This window comes from Mesocryomonas lacus, from assembly GCF_055730135.2.
On the sequence record NZ_JBUZWE020000009.1, the window covers coordinates 29369 to 50831 of the forward strand.

Annotated in this window: 26 protein-coding genes and 1 pseudogene; 9 read left to right on the forward strand and 18 right to left on the reverse strand. The window is 65.0% G+C overall.

Going from position 1 to position 21463, the window contains the following annotated elements; genetic code table 11:
* Positions 1 to 30: 30 nt before the first annotated feature.
* The 3 genes from ACZLZY_RS14815 to ACZLZY_RS14825 all read right to left on the reverse strand — a co-directional run bounded on the left by ACZLZY_RS14815 (position 31) and on the right by ACZLZY_RS14825 (position 2694).
* Complete coding sequence (locus ACZLZY_RS14815; protein WP_472934501.1) at positions 31 to 1332, reverse strand: Y-family DNA polymerase; 1302 nt, start codon at positions 1330 to 1332, stop codon at positions 31 to 33.
* Positions 1290 to 1727, reverse strand: coding sequence for a LexA family protein (locus ACZLZY_RS14820; RefSeq protein WP_472934502.1), 438 nt, complete (start codon positions 1725 to 1727; stop codon positions 1290 to 1292). Before ACZLZY_RS14820 ends, ACZLZY_RS14815 begins: the two co-directional genes overlap by 43 nt.
* A gap of 130 nt (positions 1728 to 1857) precedes the next feature.
* Complete coding sequence (locus ACZLZY_RS14825; RefSeq protein WP_472934503.1) at positions 1858 to 2694, reverse strand: hypothetical protein; 837 nt, start codon at positions 2692 to 2694, stop codon at positions 1858 to 1860.
* Positions 2695 to 2821: 127 nt separating this feature from the next.
* Here ACZLZY_RS14825 and ACZLZY_RS14830 point away from each other — a divergent pair, with 127 nt between their 5' ends.
* Complete coding sequence (locus tag ACZLZY_RS14830) at positions 2822 to 3454, forward strand: hypothetical protein (RefSeq protein ID WP_472934504.1); 633 nt, start codon at positions 2822 to 2824, stop codon at positions 3452 to 3454.
* Positions 3455 to 3457: 3 nt separating this feature from the next.
* Here ACZLZY_RS14830 and ACZLZY_RS14835 read toward each other — a convergent pair whose 3' ends face one another.
* From ACZLZY_RS14835 to ACZLZY_RS14865, 7 genes and pseudogenes are all read right to left on the reverse strand, one after another.
* On the reverse strand, positions 3458 to 3733 hold the full coding sequence (locus tag ACZLZY_RS14835) for a hypothetical protein (RefSeq protein WP_472934505.1): 276 nt from the start codon (positions 3731 to 3733) through the stop codon (positions 3458 to 3460).
* 39 nt (positions 3734 to 3772) lie between these two features.
* The gene (locus ACZLZY_RS14840; RefSeq protein WP_472934506.1) at positions 3773 to 5344 is read right to left on the reverse strand and encodes a phage portal protein; all 1572 of its coding nucleotides are present in this window, start codon (positions 5342 to 5344) and stop codon (positions 3773 to 3775) included.
* A 23-nt stretch (positions 5345 to 5367) separates the two neighbouring features.
* A complete protein-coding gene (locus ACZLZY_RS14845) occupies positions 5368 to 5631 on the reverse strand; it encodes a hypothetical protein (RefSeq protein ID WP_472934507.1) in 264 nt (87 codons plus the stop codon).
* Positions 5625 to 6908 (reverse strand): terminase gpA endonuclease subunit, encoded by a 1284-nt coding sequence (locus tag ACZLZY_RS14850; RefSeq protein ID WP_472934728.1) that lies wholly within the window; start codon positions 6906 to 6908, stop codon positions 5625 to 5627. The genes ACZLZY_RS14845 and ACZLZY_RS14850 overlap by 7 nt, the downstream gene beginning before the upstream one ends.
* A pseudogene (locus tag ACZLZY_RS14855) lies at positions 6900 to 7625 on the reverse strand (phage terminase large subunit family protein); the annotation flags it as partial. The pseudogene ACZLZY_RS14855 and the gene ACZLZY_RS14850, both read right to left, overlap by 9 nt.
* Positions 7626 to 7640: 15 nt before the next feature.
* Complete coding sequence (locus ACZLZY_RS14860) at positions 7641 to 7829, reverse strand: hypothetical protein (protein WP_472934508.1); 189 nt, start codon at positions 7827 to 7829, stop codon at positions 7641 to 7643.
* Positions 7822 to 8406 carry a hypothetical protein gene (locus ACZLZY_RS14865; RefSeq protein WP_472934509.1) on the reverse strand — a complete coding sequence of 195 codons (585 nt, stop codon included), beginning with the start codon at positions 8404 to 8406 and terminating at the stop codon, positions 7822 to 7824. The genes ACZLZY_RS14860 and ACZLZY_RS14865 overlap by 8 nt, the downstream gene beginning before the upstream one ends.
* Positions 8407 to 8594: 188 nt before the next feature.
* Here ACZLZY_RS14865 and ACZLZY_RS14870 point away from each other — a divergent pair, with 188 nt between their 5' ends.
* The gene (locus ACZLZY_RS14870) at positions 8595 to 9077 is read left to right on the forward strand and encodes a hypothetical protein (protein ID WP_472934510.1); all 483 of its coding nucleotides are present in this window, start codon (positions 8595 to 8597) and stop codon (positions 9075 to 9077) included.
* A 482-nt stretch (positions 9078 to 9559) separates the two neighbouring features.
* On the opposite strand, the gene ACZLZY_RS14875 is transcribed toward ACZLZY_RS14870, so the two are convergent.
* Positions 9560 to 10669: a DUF4268 domain-containing protein gene (locus ACZLZY_RS14875; protein WP_472934511.1), complete on the reverse strand. Its 1110-nt coding sequence runs from the start codon at positions 10667 to 10669 to the stop codon at positions 9560 to 9562.
* A 38-nt stretch (positions 10670 to 10707) separates the two neighbouring features.
* On the opposite strand from ACZLZY_RS14875, the gene ACZLZY_RS14880 reads away from it, so the two are divergent.
* Positions 10708 to 11409, forward strand: coding sequence for a thermonuclease family protein (locus tag ACZLZY_RS14880; protein ID WP_472934512.1), 702 nt, complete (start codon positions 10708 to 10710; stop codon positions 11407 to 11409).
* A gap of 9 nt (positions 11410 to 11418) precedes the next feature.
* Here the strand turns inward: ACZLZY_RS14880 and ACZLZY_RS14885 are convergent, their stop codons facing one another.
* Together ACZLZY_RS14885 and ACZLZY_RS14890 are read right to left on the reverse strand one after the other, a co-directional pair.
* The gene (locus ACZLZY_RS14885; protein WP_472934513.1) at positions 11419 to 11799 is read right to left on the reverse strand and encodes a hypothetical protein; all 381 of its coding nucleotides are present in this window, start codon (positions 11797 to 11799) and stop codon (positions 11419 to 11421) included.
* Positions 11796 to 12761: an SAP domain-containing protein gene (locus tag ACZLZY_RS14890; protein WP_472934514.1), complete on the reverse strand. Its 966-nt coding sequence runs from the start codon at positions 12759 to 12761 to the stop codon at positions 11796 to 11798. Before ACZLZY_RS14890 ends, ACZLZY_RS14885 begins: the two co-directional genes overlap by 4 nt.
* Before the next feature lie 110 nt (positions 12762 to 12871).
* Between ACZLZY_RS14890 and ACZLZY_RS14895 the strand changes: the two genes are divergently transcribed.
* On the forward strand, positions 12872 to 13432 hold the full coding sequence (locus tag ACZLZY_RS14895) for a hypothetical protein (protein ID WP_472934515.1): 561 nt from the start codon (positions 12872 to 12874) through the stop codon (positions 13430 to 13432).
* A 409-nt stretch (positions 13433 to 13841) separates the two neighbouring features.
* Here the strand turns inward: ACZLZY_RS14895 and ACZLZY_RS14900 are convergent, their stop codons facing one another.
* Entirely contained in the window at positions 13842 to 14345 is a 504-nt protein-coding gene (locus tag ACZLZY_RS14900) for a hypothetical protein (RefSeq protein ID WP_472934516.1), read from the reverse strand.
* Between the two features lie 71 nt (positions 14346 to 14416).
* Between ACZLZY_RS14900 and ACZLZY_RS14905 the strand changes: the two genes are divergently transcribed.
* Both ACZLZY_RS14905 and ACZLZY_RS14910 read left to right on the forward strand, forming a co-directional pair.
* The gene (locus tag ACZLZY_RS14905; protein WP_472934517.1) at positions 14417 to 14674 is read left to right on the forward strand and encodes a hypothetical protein; all 258 of its coding nucleotides are present in this window, start codon (positions 14417 to 14419) and stop codon (positions 14672 to 14674) included.
* Entirely contained in the window at positions 14671 to 15645 is a 975-nt protein-coding gene (locus ACZLZY_RS14910) for an abortive infection family protein (RefSeq protein ID WP_472934518.1), read from the forward strand. Before ACZLZY_RS14905 ends, ACZLZY_RS14910 begins: the two co-directional genes overlap by 4 nt.
* Positions 15646 to 15700: 55 nt before the next feature.
* On the opposite strand, the gene ACZLZY_RS14915 is transcribed toward ACZLZY_RS14910, so the two are convergent.
* Genes ACZLZY_RS14915 through ACZLZY_RS14925 form a run of 3 tightly spaced genes read right to left on the reverse strand, consistent with a single transcriptional unit; the run spans position 15701 to position 17246 of the window.
* Complete coding sequence (locus ACZLZY_RS14915) at positions 15701 to 16012, reverse strand: hypothetical protein (protein ID WP_472934519.1); 312 nt, start codon at positions 16010 to 16012, stop codon at positions 15701 to 15703.
* Positions 16012 to 16713, reverse strand: coding sequence for a hypothetical protein (locus ACZLZY_RS14920; RefSeq protein ID WP_472934520.1), 702 nt, complete (start codon positions 16711 to 16713; stop codon positions 16012 to 16014). The genes ACZLZY_RS14915 and ACZLZY_RS14920 overlap by 1 nt, the downstream gene beginning before the upstream one ends.
* Positions 16714 to 16736: 23 nt before the next feature.
* Positions 16737 to 17246, reverse strand: a complete 510-nt coding sequence (locus ACZLZY_RS14925) for a hypothetical protein (protein WP_472934521.1) — start codon at positions 17244 to 17246, stop codon at positions 16737 to 16739.
* 171 nt (positions 17247 to 17417) lie between these two features.
* Here ACZLZY_RS14925 and ACZLZY_RS14930 point away from each other — a divergent pair, with 171 nt between their 5' ends.
* Both ACZLZY_RS14930 and ACZLZY_RS14935 read left to right on the forward strand, forming a co-directional pair.
* Positions 17418 to 17930 carry a hypothetical protein gene (locus ACZLZY_RS14930; protein WP_472934522.1) on the forward strand — a complete coding sequence of 171 codons (513 nt, stop codon included), beginning with the start codon at positions 17418 to 17420 and terminating at the stop codon, positions 17928 to 17930.
* Positions 17931 to 18040: 110 nt separating this feature from the next.
* Positions 18041 to 19240 (forward strand): Shedu immune nuclease family protein, encoded by a 1200-nt coding sequence (locus tag ACZLZY_RS14935; RefSeq protein WP_472934523.1) that lies wholly within the window; start codon positions 18041 to 18043, stop codon positions 19238 to 19240.
* A 40-nt stretch (positions 19241 to 19280) separates the two neighbouring features.
* On the opposite strand, the gene ACZLZY_RS14940 is transcribed toward ACZLZY_RS14935, so the two are convergent.
* Positions 19281 to 19937, reverse strand: coding sequence for an SOS response-associated peptidase (locus tag ACZLZY_RS14940; protein WP_472934729.1), 657 nt, complete (start codon positions 19935 to 19937; stop codon positions 19281 to 19283).
* A 449-nt stretch (positions 19938 to 20386) separates the two neighbouring features.
* On the opposite strand from ACZLZY_RS14940, the gene ACZLZY_RS14945 reads away from it, so the two are divergent.
* Complete coding sequence (locus ACZLZY_RS14945; protein WP_472934524.1) at positions 20387 to 21457, forward strand: DUF4062 domain-containing protein; 1071 nt, start codon at positions 20387 to 20389, stop codon at positions 21455 to 21457.
* The last annotated feature ends 6 nt before the right edge of the window (positions 21458 to 21463 follow it).

Genomic DNA, 21463 nt, shown 5'->3' on the forward strand with positions numbered 1-21463 from the left:
GACCTAATCACGAGTCTGCGATCGACGCCCTCACCGTGCGACCGGGACCTCCGCCAGACGCGTCGTCCACGCCGGCGACTTCATCGCCCGCTTCGTGTCGAACGAACGCGCCCCGATGCCTTGCGCCGCCAGCACGCACGTGTCGCGCCCAAACCGGGCGTTCAGGCCATCCATCGCGGCGAGGAGGCCGGCGGCGCGAGGGTCCGGCGCGTTAAAGAGATCCGTCTGTTCCGTCCCGGCATCGGACAGGTCCTCCAGCATAACCCCGCATTTCGTATAGACGCCGCCCGGCTGCCACATCGAGTCCACCATGCGTGTCGCCCACTTCACAATGACTCGGGTATCGCTCGCCGGCGGCGACAGGCGGCACGAGCGCTGCGCCGACGGGGCGTTCGCTTTCCGCCCGTTGCCGTGCGCGAAAGCGATCAGCCGGGCGGCGACGGATCCCTGTTCTCGCACCTTCTCGGCCGCCCGCGCGGCGCGGCGCGCCATCGCCTCGCGCAGGTCCTCGATGTTGCTGACGGGTTCGCCGAACATGCGGGTCACGGCCGTTGCCTGTCGCTTCTCCGGCTCGACCACAAGCTGATCGTCGCCGACGCCGTTGAGTTCGCGGACAAGACGTTCGAGGACGACCGTGCCGACGTCGCGGGCTTGGTGCGGGTCCATGGCGGCAAGGTCAGCCGTCGTGCGGATCCCCAACGGATGGAGGCGTTCAGTCAGCGCCCGGCAGATGCCCACACCTCGTTGACGGGCCATTGCATGAAGGAGGCGGCGGCGCAGCTCTTCGTCGTGCAAGTCGATCACGCCGCCGAAGATCTTTTCGCCTGCCTTCGCAAGCCCGTTCGCAACCTTCGACAGCGTTCGCGTCGGCCCCAGCCCAATGCGTGTCGGCAGCCCGGTGTCGCGCTTGATCCTCGCGATGACGGCTACGGCGGTCGACGTGTCGCCAAGGCCGTCCGCAAGCACGGGCAACCGGAACCAGCTCTCGTCGATGCTGTAGACCTCGATCTGGTCGGAGAACTCCGCAATGACCGCGTTGAAGCGGCGGTTCATGTCAGCGTAGAGCTCGTAGTTCGACGACCGAAGCGCGAAGCCGTGTTTCTCGATCAGGGCGCGCATCTTGAAGACCGGGGCACCCATCTTGATGCCGAACGCCTTGGCCTCGCCGGACCGGGCGATGGCGCAGTGGTCGCCGTTAGATAGGACGAGGACGGGCACGCCGCGCAGTGTCGGGTCGAACACGCGCTCCGAGCTGACGTAGAAGTTTTCGACGTCGACGAGCGCCCACGTCATCGCTGGTAGTCCCGCACGCCGGCGCGGACGACGCCCCATATCTCGACGGTCTCGTCGCAGACGCACAGCGGGTACTTCATCCGGGCGTTGCGGGCTTCGAGGTATCCGACACGGTCGCGGATGCAGAGCTGGCGGCAGACGAAACCGCCCTCAACGACCGCGATGACAAGCGAACCGTTGCGAGGTTTGGTGTCCCGGTCGATCACGACGATGTCGCCGTCGTTGATCCCGGCCTCCACCATCGACGACCCGGCGATCCGGAAGACGAACGCCGCCGCGCGGTCGAGGCGCAGCAGGTCGACCAGCGAAAGGGCGTCGTCTTCCCAGTCCTGCGCCGGCGAGGGGAAGCCGGCGGCGGCGGTCGAAACGATCCGCAGCTTGTAGCCGGGCGGTATCGCGGTGACGGGAACAGGGCGGATCGATAATGCGAGCATGCTAGGTATCCTGGGGCGACTCAGGTGAGGCTAGCAAACGAACATATCATGAACATGGAGGGTGGGAATAGGCTTTCTCGCCGGGTCCTACAGATTGGTGCGGCGGCGCGATGCCCCGCTGGCTGCCATGCTACCGGAGGCTTACGTCGACGTCGCAGAAGGTGATCTTGCGCTTGTCGGCGGAGAGCACGTGGAAGTCCGTCGCGTCGCAGAACAGTTCGCTTTTGATCTCGCGCCCGTTCTTCAGGATGCGCGTGTCACAAACGCGGGTGCCACAGATGTAGCCATTGGAGATCTGAGCGACGACGAACTCGTCAGACCCCCGCTTGAAGCTGGCCCGATGAACGAAAGCGTGGCCGCCAGATGCCTTGATGTCCGACATGCTGTCGGCCCAGAGCTTCTGCGACAGCGGGTCGTCGATCCCGATCTCCTTGTAGGCAAGTGGGGTGGTCTTAGCAGACGGTGCCGCCACCTCCGCGCGTTGCCCGCCGCCCGAGCCGCCGCACGCCTTGGCCGCAGCCGCCTGCGCTTCCTTGTTGCCCTTAACGACGGCGACGCGCTCTGGCGACTTGCCGAGCTTGGTGACGACGAGGCGGCTGCCCGCTTCCAAGTTCATGCGCACGACCGTGGCGCACGGCGCGGCGCCGACCGACACCCACTCGATCTTGTCGCCATACGGCTTCCCGGACGCGCCGATGCCAAGCGGCTCCATGTCGCCGCCGGCGCCGTCGCGGACCTCGTCGCGCTTGCCCTTGGCCGCTGGGCCGAAGGTGGGCGCCGCGCGGCCGTCGGCGTAGTAGAGGACTGCGGCCATGCCGGCCGGACCTCGGCAGAAGTGAGCGAACTCGTCTGGCTGGAAGTCGACTGAGCGGCAGGCTGCGACGTCTGTGTAGGTGGACGTCGTCGATGCGGCCAAGGCGGGCGACGCGATGACGGTGGCGAGGGTAAGGATGACGGCTGCGCGCATGGAAACTCCACAGGAGGTTGGTGCCTGATCGTGCCCCGGGACGTCGTAACCTTGGCTTTCAACCATCGATCGAATTGACGGCATCAGCGTGTTTGTGTCCGATGCCAATCTAGCTGACGGAGCAACGATGGACTTCACCGGATGGACCACCAAGGACGTAGTGACGGCCATCGTCGCGACCGGGGCGATCTCGGCGCTGCTAACGAACGTCTTTGGCGGGATCCGCGACGCAACCGGATCCTGGTGGAAGAACCGCAAGGACGCGTCCTACATGGCGATGCGCCTTGCGAACGTTCTGGAGGCATACGCGGCGGAATGCGTCGACTTGATCTACGCCAACGACGAGGCGCCGCAGTTCGACAATGATCAGTACCCTCGTTGGAGCACGAAGCTCCCAACGATGGGTGCCTACCCGGAGGATCTAGTCGGCTGGAAGGCAATCCGGCGAGAACTCGCCGACCGATGCCTTCGGCTGCCCAACACGATCGATGGATGCCAGTCGCTGCTGAGAAGCACCGTCGAGCACGTGGAAGAGCGAATCCAGAACGAGGTTGCGCGTCACGCGACAGACCTCGGACTTGAGGCTTGGGACATCGCGGTGAACCTCCGCAACGCCCATGATCTTGCGGCGCTCAAGCCCGTTTGGGATTTCCCAAAAGCACTGCGCGACAATCGGATGTATGTGCTCAACGAGGATCGAAAACGGGAAGCTCGCAATCGGCAGTTCTGGGAAGAAATGGAAACTGAGACGGCCGACTAGCGCTCACGTCGGCTGAGCCGCCCGGCGCTGGCCGCGCACGTAACCCTCGCTGACATGCTCGAGCACGCGATCTGCGTCGGCTCGAGCCTTCGCCGCCTCTTCCATGACCGCCCGCAGCGCCGCCATCGCGTCACCGCCATGGGTGGCGAGGATCGCCTCGACGTCGGCGCCGCTCTGGTTGGGTTCGAGGTGCTGAGCGGCGGTGGTTATGGCGGCGGATCCTTCAGTCGGGATCCGAAGGGTGCCACGTGCCGCTCGCCGGCGGGAGTCGAAGTTCACGGCGTCGTCCGCCGGCCCACAGGATTCGCGAGGCGACCGTCAGGCCGCCTCCGCCTCCGCGAACCGCCCGACATCCGCCTCGGTCTCTGCCGCCACCACGGCGGCCAGCTTCTCCGACGCCTCGGTGTCCGCAGCCGACATCGCCACCTGATCCGCGTCCTGCCCGACGTAGGTCGAGTACCGGAGCTTCAGTTCGGTGGCCGCCGCTTGGTCCTGCGCGTTCTCGAGGTCGATCTGCCGGACGTCCTCACCAAGCTGCCCGGCGACGCGCTTGCGGGAGGTGATGCCCGCGCGGATAGCGGCGCTGTAGGCCTGAATGTCCTGCACCGGATGCACGTAGCCGCGCGCTGGCGGTGTCCACTGCGCACGAAGGTAGTCGCGGGGGCGGGCACCCTCCGGCGGAATCCAGCGTCCGGAGAGGATCGCCGTCTGCACGAAACGCTTCCAGACCGGGCAGCAAAAGAGATCGATGAGTACGTGGTACTGCCACATCTCCACGAGACGGACGAACTCTAGCATGGCCGCCCTATACTGGCGGTCTCCCAGTTTCTCAAAATTCCACGTCAGGTGCTCGTAGCACATGTGCAGGGACACGGCGACGGCGGCGAGCTGCTCCCGGCGGTAGGGGCTGTAATTCGCGTCACCGGAGGGCGGCGTCGCCATGTCGACCTCGTACCCGACTGGCAACTCCAACCAGGTGTTCGGCTGGAGCGGCTGGAGGACGAGGCCGTCGTCGTCGATCTCCCCGAAGGCGTCGGGGATGCTGCCTTCGGAGTCGAGGGGCTTGCGATAGAAGCCGCCGAACATCGCGGCGCCTTTCTTCCGCTCCAGCTCGGCGTCGTCGTAAACCGCAAGGCTATCGAGGGTGTTCAGGGCCGTCGCGAAAACGGGCACACCGCGCCGCTGGCCCGGTCGCTCCTGCAAGAAGACATGCATGACCTCCGACACCGGAACACGCGAAGTCGTCCACGCCTGGCTGCGTCCGGTGACGTAGTCCGTCGGGTGGTCCCGGTAGAGATGGTAGGCGACGACCCGACCGAGGAGGTCCTCCTCGATCGAGGCAAAGATCGCGTTGCCGTTCGTCGCCATCGCATTGTTGTTCAAGGGCAGGTGGTCCGGCTCCATGATCTGGATGTCCAGCGGCACGGAGTCGAGGTCGCCTTCTAGGCGCGTGCGGAAGCGTGCAAGGCCCTCGCCGGACTGAAGCCAAGTCCCGCAGACGAGTGCCTGTTTGCGATAGAAGCCGGTCTCCTCCGCCCAGTCCTCGAATAGCTCGCTCAATTCCTTGTACGGCGTGAGGGGCTTGATGCCGTAGCCGACCACGTTGCTGATCAGGACCCAAAGGGCGTGTTTGGCATGCGCATTGTTGCGGACGGCGTGCCTGGACCGGGCGCGGATCAGCTCCAGCTCGCCGACGCTGGCGTTCGGACCGCTGTCGGCGACGTGCTGGACCCGCTCACTGGAAGACGCTGCCTCGTATTGGCTCTTCGGCGAGAACTTGCCGCGCAGCTCGAACGCCGAGCGCATGGCGACGCCCGCGCGCTGGATCGTGCGCGTCAGCCGGCGGGGTTCCTTCGTAGTTGCTGCGGCGGCAGGCGGCACGACGGGCATCAGGCTGCGGGGCTTCGCCATGATCAGTAGCCCTTCGAGGTGAGCATGCGCACGCGCCGGACGACGGGCGCCGAGCCGATGCCCTCCAACTGGTCGATGCGGTCGTAGAGGTCGCGCAGCGTCGCCATCGCGTTCGCGCGGGTCACGTAGTCAACCTTGCCCGCCGCGTTGTACGCGACGCTTGCCGCACCCGTCGACAGGCCCTCCTCGATGCCGCGCACGGCCGCGATGAGTTCGTCGCGGGTCCAGTAGCGGTAGCGGAGGGGAGGGCGGGCGGCGGTTACCATGAGGACCTCATCAGGCCGCCGCCGGCGCGACGGATGGGCTGCTTGACCTTGCGCGGCGGCGCGCCCGGCGGGGGTTGGGGTGCCTCGACCGGGAAGGGCGTCGGCAAGGGGACGGCCGCCGCGACCTCGGATGCCGTCACCGCGCGGGCGACGTCGATCTGCGCGGCGTCGAGATGGTCCTCGGACTGCGCGGAGCGATCCGGCCCGACTTCGTGAACGGTCACCAGCGGCTCCTCGAGGATCTCCCCGGTCTCGGGGTCGTGCGGCGGCACGTATGGGGCAACTCCGGCTTTGGCCGCCGCAACATTCAAGTCCAGGAACTTCCGGTCCGAGACTTGGAGGCCTTCCAGCGCCGACAGCGCGTAGACCCAGCAGTCCCATTCCTCGCCGCTGTTCGCCTTCTTGTTCTTGAGGTCCCAGTGCCAGCCGGAGTTCGCTTTGATGAAGGTCTTGTGCTCGGCGGTGAGGCCCTCGAAGAAGTCGGTCGTCGCGCACCACGACGGAAAATGGACGGTGCCGGGGCCACGTCCGCCACGTTTCATGGTCACCTCGAGCTGGTCCTTCGCCAAGCCAGTGTCGAGCCTGAACCATTGCGTTCGCGCCGCCTTCGCCGCCCGGCTGGCGGCCTTCGGCCAGATGAAGCCGCGCCGCAAACCCTTCGGGATGTTCGCGCCCTGCACGGGCCAGAGGTTTCGACGGGGGCGGTTGGCGCAGAAGTTCTTCACGGCGTCGCCAAAGCCACCGTTGATGTCGAAGGCCGCAGCCTGCACGAACAGCTCGGTCCCGTTCCGTTTGGCGAACGGCCGCTTGAGGATCGCGTCGACTTGCTCGGCGCACTTGTCCGACCACGGCTCGTGCTGGTCGAGGATCCAGTAGCTCAGCAGCCAGCATTCCTTCCCGCGACCCCAACCCCAAACGGCGATCTCGACGCGCTCCTTCATGGCCCCGACAAGGGACTGGTCTTCGGAGCCCTTCTGCGTGTCACCGCCCATCGTGATGACGACGACATCGTCCGGGCAGGCGGCCGGATACGGTTCGCACCGCTCGACGAGCGATGAAGAGGATACGGTCTTCCCTTCGATAGGGGTCCACGGCATGCCGAGGACGTTGTTGAAGAACGGCTTCAGGAGCGCGGGATCGCCCTGCGCGTCGACCCACCGCTGGGCGATCCGCTTCCACGCCGCCTTCGGGTGGAGCGACATCCCCTGCCACATGTGGAAACCCGCGTGCCGCCCGACGTCGGGGCGGTCGGGAACCCACACGCCCTCGTCGATCATCTTGAACTTGTCGGTCTCCTCGATCTCGCACCCGGCGTCGGACTCGCACCTGTAGTAGGCGCGCGCCACGCGCTGGGTGCCGTTCGCGAGGTTGGGCGCGAGGTCGTACCAGATGCCACGACCTTCCTTCCGGCCGCCGAAGACGAGCTTCTGGAACCGTTGGCAGTGCGGGCACGTGACATGGAAGTGGCGCTGGTCGGACCGGAGCCATTCCCGCCACACGTTCGACGTCGCCATGTCGAGAGGCGTCGACCCGACGATGTCGCAGCCGTCGAAGAAGCCTTCGCCGCGCGATCGCAGGAGGTCGAGCTTGCTGCCCTGACTACCCTTCTTGGGCATCCAGCCGTTCGCATCGAACTCGTCGGCGATCCGGCGCCGCGCCGCTTTGCCGCGGAAGTTGTTGTCGTTCTCGGCGCCGCGCAGGTACAGCATCGCATGGTTGGCGAGCATGACGTCGGTGATCGTGTCCGCCGGCTGGCCGCGCGCCGCCCGGCGACGGAGGTCCGCCAGCTCTTTCACGTCGCGGAACAGGGGCGCCAGCTCCTGCCTCCAGAAGTCCTCGGCTTCCTTGTTCGTCGGCAGCGCGATGAAGACGGAGGTCGCCTCGTGAACGAGGTGGTAGGCCGTGCACTGTTTCAGCAGGTTGGAGTAGCCGGCGCGGGTGCCTTTGAGGACGGTGACCTGATCGTGATCGTTGCCGCACATGACGTCGGCCGGCTCGCGCTGGTAGCCCTACAGGAAGATCTTGCCCGGCTCGCCCGACGTCTCCGCCGAGATGCGGCCCTTATCCTCGATCCACGTGCTGCCGAGCATCGGCTTCGGCACCTGGAGGACCGACGACGAACGCAGGTTCGCCATCTCCGCCTCGAGCAATTCGAGGCCGAGCGAGAAGTCGAGCGCTGCGGAGGAGGCTTCAGGCATCGGGGGTGGGGACGTTCTGATCGTAGACGAGATTTTCGAGCGCGGCCGACACCAAGCCATCGACGACGAGCTTGATCTCGCGGGCCGTCTTGCCCTCGCATCGCGGACCAGCTTTGGCGCCGATGGGAAGAAGCGACTTCCGGACGTCGGAGTACTCGCGGGCGACGATCTGGGAAACGAGCGACACGGCGACGACCTCGCGCAGCCGCTCGGCCGCGTCGATCTCGTCCTGCTTCATGAGGGCAATGACCCGGCGGCGTTTCGCCTCGTCCTCGGTGAGGCCGTCCGGATCGCTGGGTCCTGCTCGGGCGGCATCTACCTCGGCAACCCGGCGCACCAGCCACTTCACGACGTCGGCGATGTCCAGCTCCCACGGGGTCCCGGTCGCCTTGTTGCCCCTCTGGATGGCGGGGCAGCCCTGTTCGAGCCATTTCGCGATCGTGTTCCGGTCGCGGTCAAGCATCGCGGCGATGGCCGCGAGCGACATCACCCGGTTGGAGGCGCTAGCGCCACGCGGCGTGGTCTCGTCGCCGCTCTCGATCACCACCCCGGCGCCTCTGCGCGGTCGTCTCGCCATCCGTTCGGACTCCTTTTGTTGCAAGGACTCCGGCAGGTTTTGGCGCAACTTTCGACGGCGGGCGTGATGATGCTGGAATGGGATTTCGTATATTGTTGACGGGGTTATGGTGCGGCTTTACGGCATCCCCATAGTTCAGTGTGTGCTACGTTGCCCCGCAGACCAGCACGAAGAGCGAGAAGACCATCATGCGCACCGTCCACGCCATAGCAGTCACGGCGTTCGCGTTCATGGCCGGATCCTCGTTGGCCCGTGACGCCCGCGCCGCAGGCGACTTCCCGCTCGCGTCCTGCAAGGGATGGGGCGGGACCGTAACGGACATCCTGGGCATCGACACCCGCAAGGCCCGCATGGAGGGCACCGTCACGAAGGCGGACATCCGCGAGTACTGCGAGCGCGACCCCGGCGGCGAGACGACCCAGTACGGCGGGTCGCTGACCATCGCGCAATGCGTAGAGTCATACTGGAAGAAGGAGCGCGGCACCGAGCTTGCCGCCTCGGCCGACTGCAAGCGCGGCACGCTCTCCCTGAAGGCGTCCGGCCATCCGCCGCAGTCCGTCCGTTTTCCCCTCGGGACCGATGCCGACACGTCCTGCGCCCTCGGGCATGCCGCCGCTTATGGCGCAATTCAAGATGCTCTGCCCGACGGCAGCGGCGCGTATGGGCGTTGAGTGAGGCAACGGCGCGCTGAAACCCCGGGCAGCGATGATGCTGGGGCGGGTTCCCAAAATTTTTGGACGGCGCGGCGGTGCGGCCGCAAATGAACCCGCACCCGGCACCCTCGCCCAGGGACCCCGGCGCCCATCCCGATGCGCACACAACAGCATCCGCGACGCCCGCAAAGACCAATCAGTCGACCAGCGCGTACAGGGTCTCACATTCCGAAAAGTCCGTTATGTGGACTTATCGGAATGTGAGAAGGGGACGACACCCCTTCGGACGTCGACCCCTCCAAGCCGCTATGCCTTGTGACTTGACGCATCCCGGCAGGCTCTTTGGCATCCGCAGATGCCGTCCCCCAAGTATTTGACGGGGCCGCATGTCGCGGCGGCGGGGTGCCTCCATTTCAGCCGGGTCGGCAACCCGCGGGAACACTGTGGGGCCGTCGTGCAAGAAACGATGACGAACTCAGCCGAGGTGCGAAGCGACCACGCTATGCGTTCTTTAAGCCAGCCAACGGCGTCCGCATTGCCGCCTCAAACCTGATCGTCATCTCGACGAGAGCGGCGATGAGATCGGGCCACGTCTCTCGCAGGAAGACGTTTCCGATGATCTTTGCGCGCACCCGGCATGCGCGAGCGTCGCTCATATCGTCCCATTCAAGGGCGGAGCCGTAAGCTGCCTCTACTGTCTCCTTCGAATCTAGCAGACGCTCCAGTCTGCGGGTATTCTGATCGCTGTCACCGCTGTCGAGATAGACTTCCACCCGCGCTTCGTGACGTGTGACCGCTATCTGATACGACACGCCACGAATACCTGAACCTGCGGCGATCCAGTTCTGAGCCGCCGGGCCGTTGTTCTGGAAGAGGGTCGACCGCTCGCCTATGGCGGCGAGCAATGCAGTCCAGAACTCCCGTCGCAGGCTTCCACGAGCGACCTCCGCCTCCACCGCGCCGGACTCCTCGCGCAGCTTCTCGGCGAAGCCGATCCGGAACTCCTCGGCGTCTGGCGTCGGGATGACCTGGCCGACATCGAGGAACAAGTCGTCTCCAAGCGAGTACGGCGTTACCCGGAAGCACTGAAGGCGGATGCCGAAATTCGCCAGCCAGAGCACAGTAGAGGTCACCTCCTTGCGGAAATGCGCCGCCACGAGGACGATCCGCTGAGTCACGCCCTTATTGAGGATCAGCTCGTCGAAATCGTCGGCATCGAGGAACTCGCACAGAAGGCGTTCGGCGTTCGCGGACGGGTCGTGCCGTTGAAGGTAGTCCTGAAAGATCGACCGGATGTTCTCGCGCGTGAGCGACGAACAGTAAGACGCATACTTCAACGCCTGCCACGTCACGTCGCGCCCGGCATCGTCAAGCTTATTCTCGATGATGACGAGTGATCCAGCCTTATCGAGCGCCAACAGATCCAGTCGCTCGTTCGTGTCGGAAAAGCCAGAAAACTCCTTCTGAATGATCAGCAGGTCCTCGCCAAGGGCCTTCGGGAACTTCGCAATCCACTCCTGCAAGTGCGCGCGTTCCCGGAATCCGAGGTCCGCAAAAGATCGCGTCGGCATGGGAGAAATGCTGTTCGCCTCACGATCTATCTTGAACATGTACGCCCTCCGAAACCAGCCTATGGCTACCGTTTGGCATGATGGACATCGCCGCGCTAGATGGGGAAGTGTTCAATTGGGGGGTGGACGTTCGTGCCGTCTTCATATTCGTCGACCACGATCACTCAATGACGCTGCACCGCTTCAATTCGCATGATAACCGCCCCCGCCAGCCTCTCAGTCGGAGCGACCGAAAACCGTCGCCGCGCGGTCCCCGTCGGCCCCGCACCCCACGCAGGCTCCGCGATCTCGCACTTGGTATCGGCGTGGTCGTCGCCATGTTCGGGTTCATGGCCGCCGAGGATCAAGGCTGGCTCGAATGGGCCGACGCCCAGGGCACGACGGCATCCGGCTCTGCGGCAACGCCCACCGCCGCCCGCAGCGTTCCCCTCTGCCCGCCCAAGTTCCGGCGCGGGGGAGGCGGCGTCACGTGCATCACGGACGGCGACTCTGGCGTTGCCGACGGTGAACCCTGGTGGCTGACAACCCGGTCCGGCGGCGTCGACGCGCCTGAAGTCGGCCGGCCGGAATGCGCGGCCGAGCGCACGGCAGGGGACCGCGCGACGCAACGGCTGCAAGCCCTGATGTCCGGCGGCTACACCATGTCGGGCGGGAGCACGGACAAGCACGGCCGGCGGCTCGTCACCGTGACGCTGGCGGATGGGCGCGACGCCGGGCGGGTACTCATTGACGAGGGGCTAGCGCAGCCTTGGCCGAACTCATCGAACCCATGGTGCTGAGATCCAAGTTCAGCTCAGGAACGGCAGGCTCGCACAAGCGAGTTCCCCCGTCACGGCATCGATGTCGAGCGTTCCCTCAATGACCTGACCGCCGTGACGCACGGGTTCGACACGAACGTCGAAAGACCATACGGCGGTGGTGATAACACCGCCGCATGCCGAGCTTCCGGAGACGATCAAGCTCGCCCGCCGAAGGTTTCTCGACACCTCGGTCACAGAGCTCCCGTACGGATTACCGATGAGGATGTCGACGGCTGCGGCATGAGCCTTGGCCTCGGTAAGGTACTCCTGCGCATCCGCAGTCGCGGAGAACGCAAAGCTGACAACCACGACGAAAGACACTGAGTTCATGAGCTTCGGGAACGTGCGGAAGACAGGGCCGAGTTTCATGAGTTCCAGCTTTCCTTGCCCTTCTGGATCGCCGCTTGGACATGCTCCATGTCGACTTTCATTTCGATGAAGGGCGGCGTGCTGGTGATGGCGGTGATGCGGACGTGCCGCACGAGGTGCCCACCCGCCTCGACGCCGGAGCCGAAGAGCCTCGACAGGAAAGACCGCTCCGGCGGGCTTTCTGCTGCCGCGACGAGCGCTTCCGTCGTCTCGATTACGAAGTCTGCTGAAAGCGTCGCCGTCGGATCATCAGCAAGAGCTTCAACCCTCGCGATCTCCCGCGTGAACTGCTCGTTCAGTTCATTCGCCTTAGCGTAAGCAGTTGGGGAATGCGTCGTGTGCTTCGAACCAATCTCGACGGACTCAACCACAATTGGATCGCCCGCGTAGCAGAGGTAGAAGCTCCGGTCGCTGCCCTCATAGTTGAACCAGCGGCGCGGATGCTTCCTTGAGCATGCACGGCAGAACGCGAAGTTCATCTGGCCTTCCGAGACGCGCCCGGTGTTGAGCGCGCCTTGAAGCCACGCTCTGAAGATCGACAGGTCCACATCGGTCCGCGTGCCGCGCGATGGTACCGATACCGGAGTCGAGGGAAGCGTGTCTGCCTCGATCTCTACCGCCGAGCGCGGCGGCGACCCCGAAGGCTTCACGGGCGCCGCGACTTCAACGTCTTCCTCCAGCTCTTCCTCGTCCCCTGCGTCATCGCCAACGTCGCTGAGTATGCGATCGACGAGCGCAGCCTTCCTTCCAGATGTCTGGACTTCGAACGCTTCGGCGATCCACTTCAATTCCTCGACTGTGAGGGCCGACAACACCTCGGCCGGATCGAGGCCTCCATCCAGGATCGCCTGACGCATGACGGTGAGCGTTCTGCGGTTCGGTGACGCGATGTCGAACGTGTCCAGAATGTGCTTGAGCTCTGCCGCATTCAAGCAGTCCAGAACATCCGAAAGTGTCGCCATGAAATTCCCCGTCTGGTGGAATGATTCTCTGTCTCTGCGCGCAAGGATTGATCGATGGAGTTCCTTTGGGCAAGAGTGAAGCGACCCGACCTATGCAAACGAGATTACCATTGTCCACGCTGCGCCAACTTGCCTCCATAGCCACTGCCTCTGGAGCGGCGGGGTTCGGCTTCTCCGGAGGACGCTCGCTCTGGCGAACTCTCGAGAAGAGTGCGCCGGCGCTTTTCTTCATTGCGACCTTAGGGGCAGGGTCCGGTCTTGGGATGTATTTAATCCTGCGCGGAAGCCGAAGGCTGGGGGCCTGGGCAACGGCAATCGGTGTCGCGCTCATTGTGATCAGCGTCGCCCTGTCGGCAGGTATACTGGGTAAGCCGGGCCTGATCTGGCAGGGCGTAGTGTTCCTCATCGGATGGATGGTAGGCGCGCCCGCCAAGAGGCGAAGGTTGGCCGAGGAAGCCGTCGATGCGCACAACGAGCGCTTCCTTCAGCAGCTCGGGTTCCGCGACGTGGGAGGCAGGGAGGAGACTTGGCTCGACGACGAGGATCGCGAGCTGGTCATTCACGACCTGCGCACGGACGCCCTCATCTTCCGGATCAAGGGACAGCGCAGCGGGCGTAGCCGGATCCTTCTCGATGACGCCGGGCGCATGGTCGACTACCAGCCCGGCTGAATGAGATGCGGTGGCGCGAGTGCCATATTCGACCGCCTTTGGAATCTTGCAAGCCGCGCGCCGACGGTCATCACAGCGTCGCTGTCCGCGGCTCACCCGCAAGGGTAGACGGGCGCATGTGCACCAGCCCCGCGCTGGTCTCGAAAACCACGGTAAGGCACGCCTACCGAGCCATCTTCGTCGACTGGCCCCACTGGCATCCGCCATGCGCCACCGACACCCGCGGCCGCCGGGAGGGCATCAGTCCGCCCGGCGCGCTACCTTATCCCGCTGGTCATTGGGCGTGAGATAGCCAGCGCCACCGGAATAGTTTTCCGGTCCCTGCGGATGCGGGGAAAGGGCCTCGGCCCCGAGAGCTGCGCCCTGAGACCGTCACGGTCGGACGGCCCCGAAAGGGGCCGTTGCCGTTTCAGGCGACGCCAAATACGCCGCGCGCCTTCCTGCGCAGTCGCTCCGTCTGCCTGTACCAGTAATCCGCCTGATCTTCGCACGTCGCGTTCTGGTCGAGGCCGAACCCGCGGCGTGACATCACGAGGAAGATGTCGCGCAGCCGCGCCAGCTCGGTCTCCGCCGCGTCCAACTTGTCGCCGAGCTCGCCCGCGTACTGCCGATAGGCGCGCGCCCGGTCGTCCGTCACCCGAACGATCTCGGCGACCAGCTCGACGCGGCGACCCCGGATCGCTTGCTCATGGTCGCGGCGCGCCATGCGGACCGCATGGTCGATGTCGTCGGTGACGTCCTCGACCGTGTCTTCGTTCAGGCTGTCGAACACGCCGTCGAAGCCGGACCGTCCTCGCAGGTCAGAGACGATCGCGCGCGCGGCGTCGGTCGCCCAGCCGCTGTGGCAATGCAGGTCGGTCCAGTCGTCGAAGGCGGCTTCGACGGCGAGCGCCATGGCGTCGTGGTCTGGCATTGATGTCTCCCGCTCCTCAGGCGACAAGCGTCGTTGCCGGCGGAGCTGGCGTCCAACCAAGAAGGAGACTCATGCGCGAGATCTACGCGAAGGCCGCAGCGCGAGCGACGGCACTGAACCGTAAGGCCGAACTCGACTGGACGCTTGCAGGCATCGTCGTTGGCATGGTCGCAGGCTTCCTCTTCGGCGGCATCGGGATCGCCGGCCGGGGCGACGCCATCGGCGTGTGGGGCTTCGTCGCCGGGGCGGTCGTCCTTGGGCTTATCGGCAACCGGATTGGGACGGGGCGGGACCGCGCGGCGCTGGCGCGGAAAGAAAGCGGGCGATGACAGATTTGCCGACAGCGCAGATACGGCCGTTCTCGCTGCGACATCAGAAGGCCATCGCCAACGGACGCATCCGGGTCACCCTGCCCGAGCGCCTACGCAGCCGTATCTGGCTGACGATGACGACGATGGACGAGCAGATTGGCTACACCACAAAGGACAACCCGAATTGGTGGAACTCGACCAGCGCCATCGAAGAGGCGGATCGTGAGTATGCTCGTCTGCTGGGCGTGAGCGTCTATGACAGCAACGGTCATCGCGTCGGCACTGATCTGCAAGCCATCGTGCAGCACGGCGACGACCACAGCGTGCTCGACGTCGTCGAGGTTTACATGGCGCTGCATGGTGGCGAGCCTACAGACTTGCGGGCGCTTCAGCGCTCGATCAATGACGCCTTCGTCGACTTCGCATGTCCGTGGCGGCTTGCCGACGGCATGTTCTTCAAGCTGGACTCGACCTTCCTCGAGGAGGAGGTGCTGGAGCGCGCGACGGACATCCTCGGGTCTCCGGGGTTGGCGGGGGCGCACGACGAATTTATGAAGGCGCGCGACCACCTGACGGACGGCAACGCTCGGGATGCCATCACCTATGCCGGAAGCAGCGTCGAGAGCACGCTGAAAGCGGTCGCTGGGGGTTCTGGAGACTTGGGAAAGTTGGTCCACGCCTTCGTCGGGTACGGCATGGGCGACATCGACCACGCCAAGGCGAAGGCGGCCGCGAAAGCTCTGCAAGCCGTCGGCGTCCTTCGGAACGAACTAGGTGCGCACGGCCAAGGACAGGACATCATGAAGGTGCCAGCGCCGTATGGTGCACTCGCCGTCCATTTGGCGGCCGCCATAAACCACTTCATCGTCACCCAGCACCTGGCGCGGATGCCGCCGGAGGAGGTGGAAGCGCCTGAGCCTGCGGCAGTCTACGCTCGCGGTGGCGGCGCCAAGACAACCGCTGACGATGACGACTACATCCCGTTCTGAGGCGTAATCAAGTCTGGACGAGGCCGCCGCATGTCTTCGGGGAGGCGGTCGTCTGTCACGGGTGCCTCCGGTCGGGTGGCGAGAACCACGTCGCCCAGAACGGCTCCGGGCGGGCAAGCGACCGCAGGATCGCCATCACCTGATCGTTCTGGCCTCGCGCGAACCGCCCTGCAACCGTGTCTGTGGCTGCCTGGACGTAGCGTCGTCTCTCCGCCGTCTCGGCTGCCCGGAGGGCGCGGACGTCGTCGAGCACCTGGTTGCTGTCGACGGGTTTGGCAGGCGCGGCCTCGACCGTTTTCGTCATGACGTAGGCGCCGTCAGCGAGGACGGGCGGAGTCAGGGCGGTGGCGCCGAAAGCGTTGCCCATCACGCCACCTCACGCTTCAGGCGCTCGTAGTCGCCGACACCGCGCCAAGACATCAGCAAGCCACGGCCAGGCGTGTCATCCGGCCAGTCCCAGAAAGCGATGACAGTGCCGTCCGGCCGGGTAAAGTGGTCGATGTAGTCCAGCTCGCAGCAGTCGTAGAAGATCGTCACCTTCCAGCCGTCACGGGCCGCGAACTCGACGTCCGCGTACGTGTCGGGCATCTCGTTGGGTGCGCTGATGCTTTCCGCGAGCTCCAGCAGGAAATGGACCTCTGGTGTCCAATGGTACTCCGGCCTGTCTGACTTCCCCGGAAGCACCCGGTCAACGTTCCGAACTCCTGCGGCCTCGAGCGCCCGCGCGTGGTGCATGATCCACGTGTTGGAGAAGCTCTCGGCCATCCGTTGCATGTAGGAACTGACGGCTTGGCTGCGCACCTTCTCCGCATCCCGGTACGCCTCGAGGTCATCGAGGCGCACGAGGCTCGCGCGGATATCGACGGGCTTCGATAGCCGGACCGCAATGGTGTTCGTCAAAGGAAACCGCTCGACGCCGTCCATGACGGGCGGCGTGAGGGCGGTGGAGGAACGCGCGTTCGAAGTCGGAGCATCGTCCGCCCAGGGGCAGATGCTGCGACCGTCCACGTCCACGAAGTCGATGCTCCCTAGTTTCCACCGAATCCCGTTGACCGCGATCGTTTCCATCACTCCATCACTCCATCACTCCATCACTCCATCTCCCTTCCCACCACCGCCGCCCGCTCGCCCTCCGGCACCGAGAGCAGCGCTTCGACGACCGCGAGGCTCTTGCCCAACAGCCTGACCGCGCCCGATACTTCACGCGATCCTGCACGCCGACGCGTCGCCGCGAACTCGGCGATGGACATGGCGACCTCGGCGTCCTCCCACAGGGAAGCGTCGCCGAGGTAGCCGAGCCGGGCGTTGCCCAGGTACGAGACGCCGCTGCCCATGCCGCGAAGGATGCCGCCGACGTGCCGGAGTTCGACCGGGTCGGTGCCGATGATCTTGATGGCGGTGCGCAGCCCTTCGCGGGAGCGCTTCTCGATCTTCTTGGACGTCGGCTGGATGGCGTGGAGAAGGCGCTTGGCGCGGAACTCACCCGTGACCGCAAGCCAGTTCTGGAGGATGACGTCGTTGCGGGCCTTGCGCAGCGCGGCCGGCCTCGGCGGCGTGCGGCTGAGACGAATGCCCGTCGGCGTGTAGCGGGTGTATGCCATTGTGCTCTCCCTCAAGTGCAGAGGGAAAGCGTGTGTGCCGGCGAGGCGGGCGTCAAACGGCCGGCGGGCGCCGCCACGGAGAAGGCGGCGCGGGAGCCGGACTGGCGAGCAAATTGCCAACGATTGCGGCCTCGGCTATCGAGCACCACACGCTCAGGTTTGGGGGACAGCATGCTCAGACGATTTCCGATGGTCCTCTTGGCGCTCGCGATCGCGGCTCCAGCGTCCGCCGCGTCGTTCGACGTCGTGCAGGAGCGGAAGTCCGGCGACTGGTCGGCGATCCTGTATCGCAACCAGAGCAGCGGCCGGGAGTTCTGCGCCCTCGAGGCGAACGCGGGCGGCACCGTCTTCCGGGTCTCGCGCTACAAGGACGACGCCGGCGACACTTTCCTCGAGGTTCACAACCCCTCGTGGAGCCTGATCGAGGGCAAGTCGAAGTTCGCCATCGACTTCGTGATCAAGGGAGAGTCCCTCCGCGCGGAGCTGATGGGCAACCGTTATGCCGACGCGTACGTGCACGATTTCACGGAGAACCAGTCATACCTCTCAATCCTCGGCATGATCGCGCTGACGTCGAGCCTCGAGGTCAAGAACCCGAACGGCGCGCAGGTCTTCAAGACCAGCGGCAAGGGGAGCCAAGCGGCCTTGACCGACTTCGGGTCCTGCACCAAGGCCGGAAGCTGAACCAGTACCCGCTGACGGACTCCTGTCCAGCGGAGCGGGCGTCAAAGGCTGCCTTACTTGACCCGCGCGCGGGACTCGGCTGACGTCGCAACCGTATATCGGGAGGCGGCATGAGCGACGAGGACGGACGGTACTTCATGTCCAAGAAGCCCGGATGGATCTACGGAAGCCCTCGTTTCACAAACGGCGCACGCATCCTCGACGAGATCGTGGAGACCGACACCGAGCCGCGGTTCGCGAAGGTCGGCGAGGAGTTGGTCATCCGCGAGCCGCCGGCCGGCCGTTTCCAGATCAGGGCGACCATCTGGGAGAACGACAGGAGTATCCAGACGCTCACCATCCAGAAGTGGAGGGTGAAGGACGGCTATCCGCACGATCGCGAGCACTTCAGCTTCGTCGGGGCCGAGGTACCGCGCCTTCTGGAGTTCGTCCAACGGCTGCGCGACCTCCACTTCGACGGCGCTGCACCCTTTAAGACCGCTATCGACGACCTCCGCCCGGTCCTTATGACGCCTGCGCAGGAGAAGAGCTTTCTCGCAGACCGTCAGGATCTCGTCATCGAAGCGGCGACGAACGACGTGACTCGGCAGGACATCATCGCGCTCGCCTATCGCCGGGGGCAGCTTGTCCGCTTCGAGCGGCTTCTGACCGACGACGAGTTCTTCGCCGCCGAGTGCCAAAGCACAGGGAAAGGCGAGGAAGGTCTGTGGCAAGCCTTCTTCGAGAAGAACCCGTGGGTCCTCGGCCATGGCCTTAGCTACGCGTTCATGACCGAGCTGGACGACAGAAAACTCGAGCAGGTGGTCAAGGGTTTCGACGTCGCCGGACCGGGCAAACGCGCCGACGGACTTCTCAAAACGCATGCGCACCTCAGCTCTCTCGCGTTCGTCGAGATCAAGAAGCATACGGCGGAGCTTGTGCAGAAGCGCCCCTATCGACCGGGCGCGTGGCCGCCGGGCGCGGACCTCGTCGGAGGGGTGGCGCAGTGCCATGCCGTTGTGCACGCCGCCGGACAGGCCCTCGGCGAACGGCTGCGCCCGAACGATGAAGGGGGAGATCCGACGGGCGAAGACCTACTCAGCGTCCACCCGAGGTGCTTCCTCATCATAGGGCGGCTATCCGAGTTCGGCGTTGGCGCGACGCTCAACATGTCGAAGTTCCGGTCGTTCGAATCCTTCAGGCGAAACACGCACCAGCCCGAAATCCTTACGTACGACGAGCTGCTCTACCGCGCTCGGCATATCGTCGACACACAGGCGGCTGCCGCTTCGGCAGATCCGGATGGCCTGAAGGACGAGATCGACTTCTAAGTGGGCCTCGTTCCGGCGGCGCCGTCAGTTTATGCAGACATCAGTCTTCTCCGCCGTCGCTGCGCTTCCCCTTCGCCACGACCGTCAGCACCCCGTCCGGCAGCGGCCGTTGGAGAGCTGACGCCTCCGCCCAAGGCGCTCGCATCCAGACGTCCATCTCGTCGGACTCGGTCAGAATCACGGGCATCGCCTTCGGGTGGATCGTCGCCACGACGTCGTTCGGGGTCGTCGTGAGGAAGCCGTAGAGGTCGGCGTTCACCTCGCCCTCCTTCACCTTCCGCACCGACGTCCAGTTCGTCCAGATGCCGGCGAACACCGCGAGCGGCCGGCTGTCGTCGAGGGCGAACCAGGCCGGCACCTTCTTGCCGTCGACGGTGTCGTACTCGCTGAACGAGGTCAGCGGCACGAGGCAGCGGTGTTCCGGCCCGAGCCAGCGGCGCCAGTGCGGGCTCTTGGTGTTCCGGATGTTGGTAACGCCCGGATCGGTCTTGCGGTCCTTCAGCGCGAAGGCGGGCGACGGCATGCCCCAGCGGGCCATCGTCAGCTCGCGCTCGCCGTCGACCGTCCGAACGATGGGCGCCATCGTGTCCGGGAACACGCCGGGCAGCGGGGGAAGGTTTCCTGTCCGGTCACGCATCGCGCGCGTGAACTCGAGGATGGCCGTCTGGCCCTTGGTGACCGAGTAGAGATTGCAGATGGGAGCGGTCCCTTCGTTCGCGGCAGCGCGCCGGGATGCCCGACGGAGCGGGGGGAGTCTCGGTCGACGTGAGACTTTTTCCATGCGGGTATTCGGATCGCAAGCGGAGCGCGGGAAGTAGTCTCGTCCGCGCGGTGCGAATAGCGGCGCCGCCTTCCGCCTGACGAAGCCGAAATCACCGCCGCTACCGGGTACAGCCTCGGCTATGTCAACCGTCGGGGCCACACCGGGTCCACGGCCGTCGACTCGCCCGCCGCCGACAAGCTGGCGGTGCTCCTGCGGCAGCGGGCGATGCGGGAACTGGCGGACGCCGACAACGTCACATGATGGAGGCACCTCTCGCTGCGGGTACATCGTTGACCTCAGTGCCCGGGTCGTATGACGTCGCTCTGGATACGAAACTCCATGGTGCCTGCGTAGGCGCCACCGACTTTAGATCCGGAGCCCGCATGCCGTTCAACGCAACTACCCTCAGGGTCCTGATCGCCTCCCCATCAGACCTAGCCGACGAACGTAACGCTGCTGAATTAGCCATCCATGACTGGAACGCTGCGCATGCCGCCGAAGAAGGAGTCGTCCTGCTTCCGGTGAGGTGGGAAACTCACACGTTTCCTCAGGCTGGCGGACGGCCGCAGGCTATCATCAACGAGCAGATCGTTGACGGATCCGACATCCTCGTCGGCTTGTTCTGGACCAAAATTGGAACGGCAACAGGCGTTTCGCAGTCCGGTACAGTAGAGGAAATCGACCGCGTCGTCGCCGCTGGAAAGGCTGTCATGATCTACTTCTCCCGACGGGGAGTGGATCCGGCGAAGATCGACATCGCTCAGCTCGCCGTCCTTCGGGACTTCCAAGCCGAGACCTATCAGAAAGCGCTGTGTGGCGACTTCAGTACGGCTGTTCAGTTGCGTCACCTTCTCTTCCGCGACTTGGCGGGCATGGTTCGGAAAGCGTTGCCGAAGGGCGCGCGTGTCGCTCCTCGGCGACCAAGGCACCAGCAACTGGCCGAAACGGCGATTGCTCTGAAGGGCGCCGGGATCACGCCGGCTGAATTCGACGAGTTCCGCGAGAGCTTCACGAGCAAAGCGAGAACGAAGGGGCAGACGACAGATCCAATCCCGTCCGGCGAGAAAGGGCCGAACGGCTACCCCATCGGCTACTCACCCGAAGGCGACAAGGTGGAGTGGATACCGGATGACGAGAACGAGGGCGAGGTTTGGCCCATGATCCTTCGCCGCTCAGACGACGCCATCCTCGCCGCTCATAAGGAGTTCTGGGACAAGGTCTGGTGGAACAGGCATCAGAACTGGCTGCATGGCATCGCCAACGGCACCGAGCCGCTTAAGGAAGGGCAGGAGCCGATACTCAAAACCGCCAAGGCTGCCGCGAAGCGCATGGAAGAGAAGTATGGGATCGAGAATCTTGGATGGGACGACTTCGAATGGGGACTTCTTAGTGGTCGACTGTCAGCGCTGTCGTGGGTAATGGGCTCGGAATGGGACGAGTCGCTGGATACGTGATCCGGC

What these genes read in the sequence shown, in the direction of transcription:
- ACZLZY_RS14815 (WP_472934501.1), bottom strand. Translation starts at nt 1,332, where the DNA reads ATGGGGCGTCGTCCGCGCCGGCGTGCGGGACTACCAGCGATGACGTGG.
- ACZLZY_RS14820 (WP_472934502.1), bottom strand. Translation starts at nt 1,727, where the DNA reads ATGCTCGCATTATCGATCCGCCCTGTTCCCGTCACCGCGATACCGCCC.
- ACZLZY_RS14825 (WP_472934503.1), bottom strand. Translation starts at nt 2,694, where the DNA reads ATGCGCGCAGCCGTCATCCTTACCCTCGCCACCGTCATCGCGTCGCCC.
- ACZLZY_RS14830 (WP_472934504.1), top strand. Translation starts at nt 2,822, where the DNA reads ATGGACTTCACCGGATGGACCACCAAGGACGTAGTGACGGCCATCGTC.
- ACZLZY_RS14840 (WP_472934506.1), bottom strand. Translation starts at nt 5,344, where the DNA reads ATGCCCGTCGTGCCGCCTGCCGCCGCAGCAACTACGAAGGAACCCCGC.
- ACZLZY_RS14845 (WP_472934507.1), bottom strand. Translation starts at nt 5,631, where the DNA reads ATGGTAACCGCCGCCCGCCCTCCCCTCCGCTACCGCTACTGGACCCGC.
- ACZLZY_RS14850 (WP_472934728.1), bottom strand. Translation starts at nt 6,908, where the DNA reads ATGATCGACGAGGGCGTGTGGGTTCCCGACCGCCCCGACGTCGGGCGG.
- ACZLZY_RS14860 (WP_472934508.1), bottom strand. Translation starts at nt 7,829, where the DNA reads ATGCCTGAAGCCTCCTCCGCAGCGCTCGACTTCTCGCTCGGCCTCGAA.
- ACZLZY_RS14865 (WP_472934509.1), bottom strand. Translation starts at nt 8,406, where the DNA reads ATGGCGAGACGACCGCGCAGAGGCGCCGGGGTGGTGATCGAGAGCGGC.
- ACZLZY_RS14870 (WP_472934510.1), top strand. Translation starts at nt 8,595, where the DNA reads ATGCGCACCGTCCACGCCATAGCAGTCACGGCGTTCGCGTTCATGGCC.
- ACZLZY_RS14875 (WP_472934511.1), bottom strand. Translation starts at nt 10,669, where the DNA reads ATGTTCAAGATAGATCGTGAGGCGAACAGCATTTCTCCCATGCCGACG.
- ACZLZY_RS14880 (WP_472934512.1), top strand. Translation starts at nt 10,708, where the DNA reads ATGATGGACATCGCCGCGCTAGATGGGGAAGTGTTCAATTGGGGGGTG.
- ACZLZY_RS14885 (WP_472934513.1), bottom strand. Translation starts at nt 11,799, where the DNA reads ATGAAACTCGGCCCTGTCTTCCGCACGTTCCCGAAGCTCATGAACTCA.
- ACZLZY_RS14890 (WP_472934514.1), bottom strand. Translation starts at nt 12,761, where the DNA reads ATGGCGACACTTTCGGATGTTCTGGACTGCTTGAATGCGGCAGAGCTC.
- ACZLZY_RS14900 (WP_472934516.1), bottom strand. Translation starts at nt 14,345, where the DNA reads ATGCCAGACCACGACGCCATGGCGCTCGCCGTCGAAGCCGCCTTCGAC.
- ACZLZY_RS14905 (WP_472934517.1), top strand. Translation starts at nt 14,417, where the DNA reads ATGCGCGAGATCTACGCGAAGGCCGCAGCGCGAGCGACGGCACTGAAC.
- ACZLZY_RS14910 (WP_472934518.1), top strand. Translation starts at nt 14,671, where the DNA reads ATGACAGATTTGCCGACAGCGCAGATACGGCCGTTCTCGCTGCGACAT.
- ACZLZY_RS14915 (WP_472934519.1), bottom strand. Translation starts at nt 16,012, where the DNA reads ATGGGCAACGCTTTCGGCGCCACCGCCCTGACTCCGCCCGTCCTCGCT.
- ACZLZY_RS14920 (WP_472934520.1), bottom strand. Translation starts at nt 16,713, where the DNA reads ATGGAAACGATCGCGGTCAACGGGATTCGGTGGAAACTAGGGAGCATC.
- ACZLZY_RS14925 (WP_472934521.1), bottom strand. Translation starts at nt 17,246, where the DNA reads ATGGCATACACCCGCTACACGCCGACGGGCATTCGTCTCAGCCGCACG.
- ACZLZY_RS14930 (WP_472934522.1), top strand. Translation starts at nt 17,418, where the DNA reads ATGCTCAGACGATTTCCGATGGTCCTCTTGGCGCTCGCGATCGCGGCT.
- ACZLZY_RS14935 (WP_472934523.1), top strand. Translation starts at nt 18,041, where the DNA reads ATGAGCGACGAGGACGGACGGTACTTCATGTCCAAGAAGCCCGGATGG.
- ACZLZY_RS14945 (WP_472934524.1), top strand. Translation starts at nt 20,387, where the DNA reads ATGCCGTTCAACGCAACTACCCTCAGGGTCCTGATCGCCTCCCCATCA.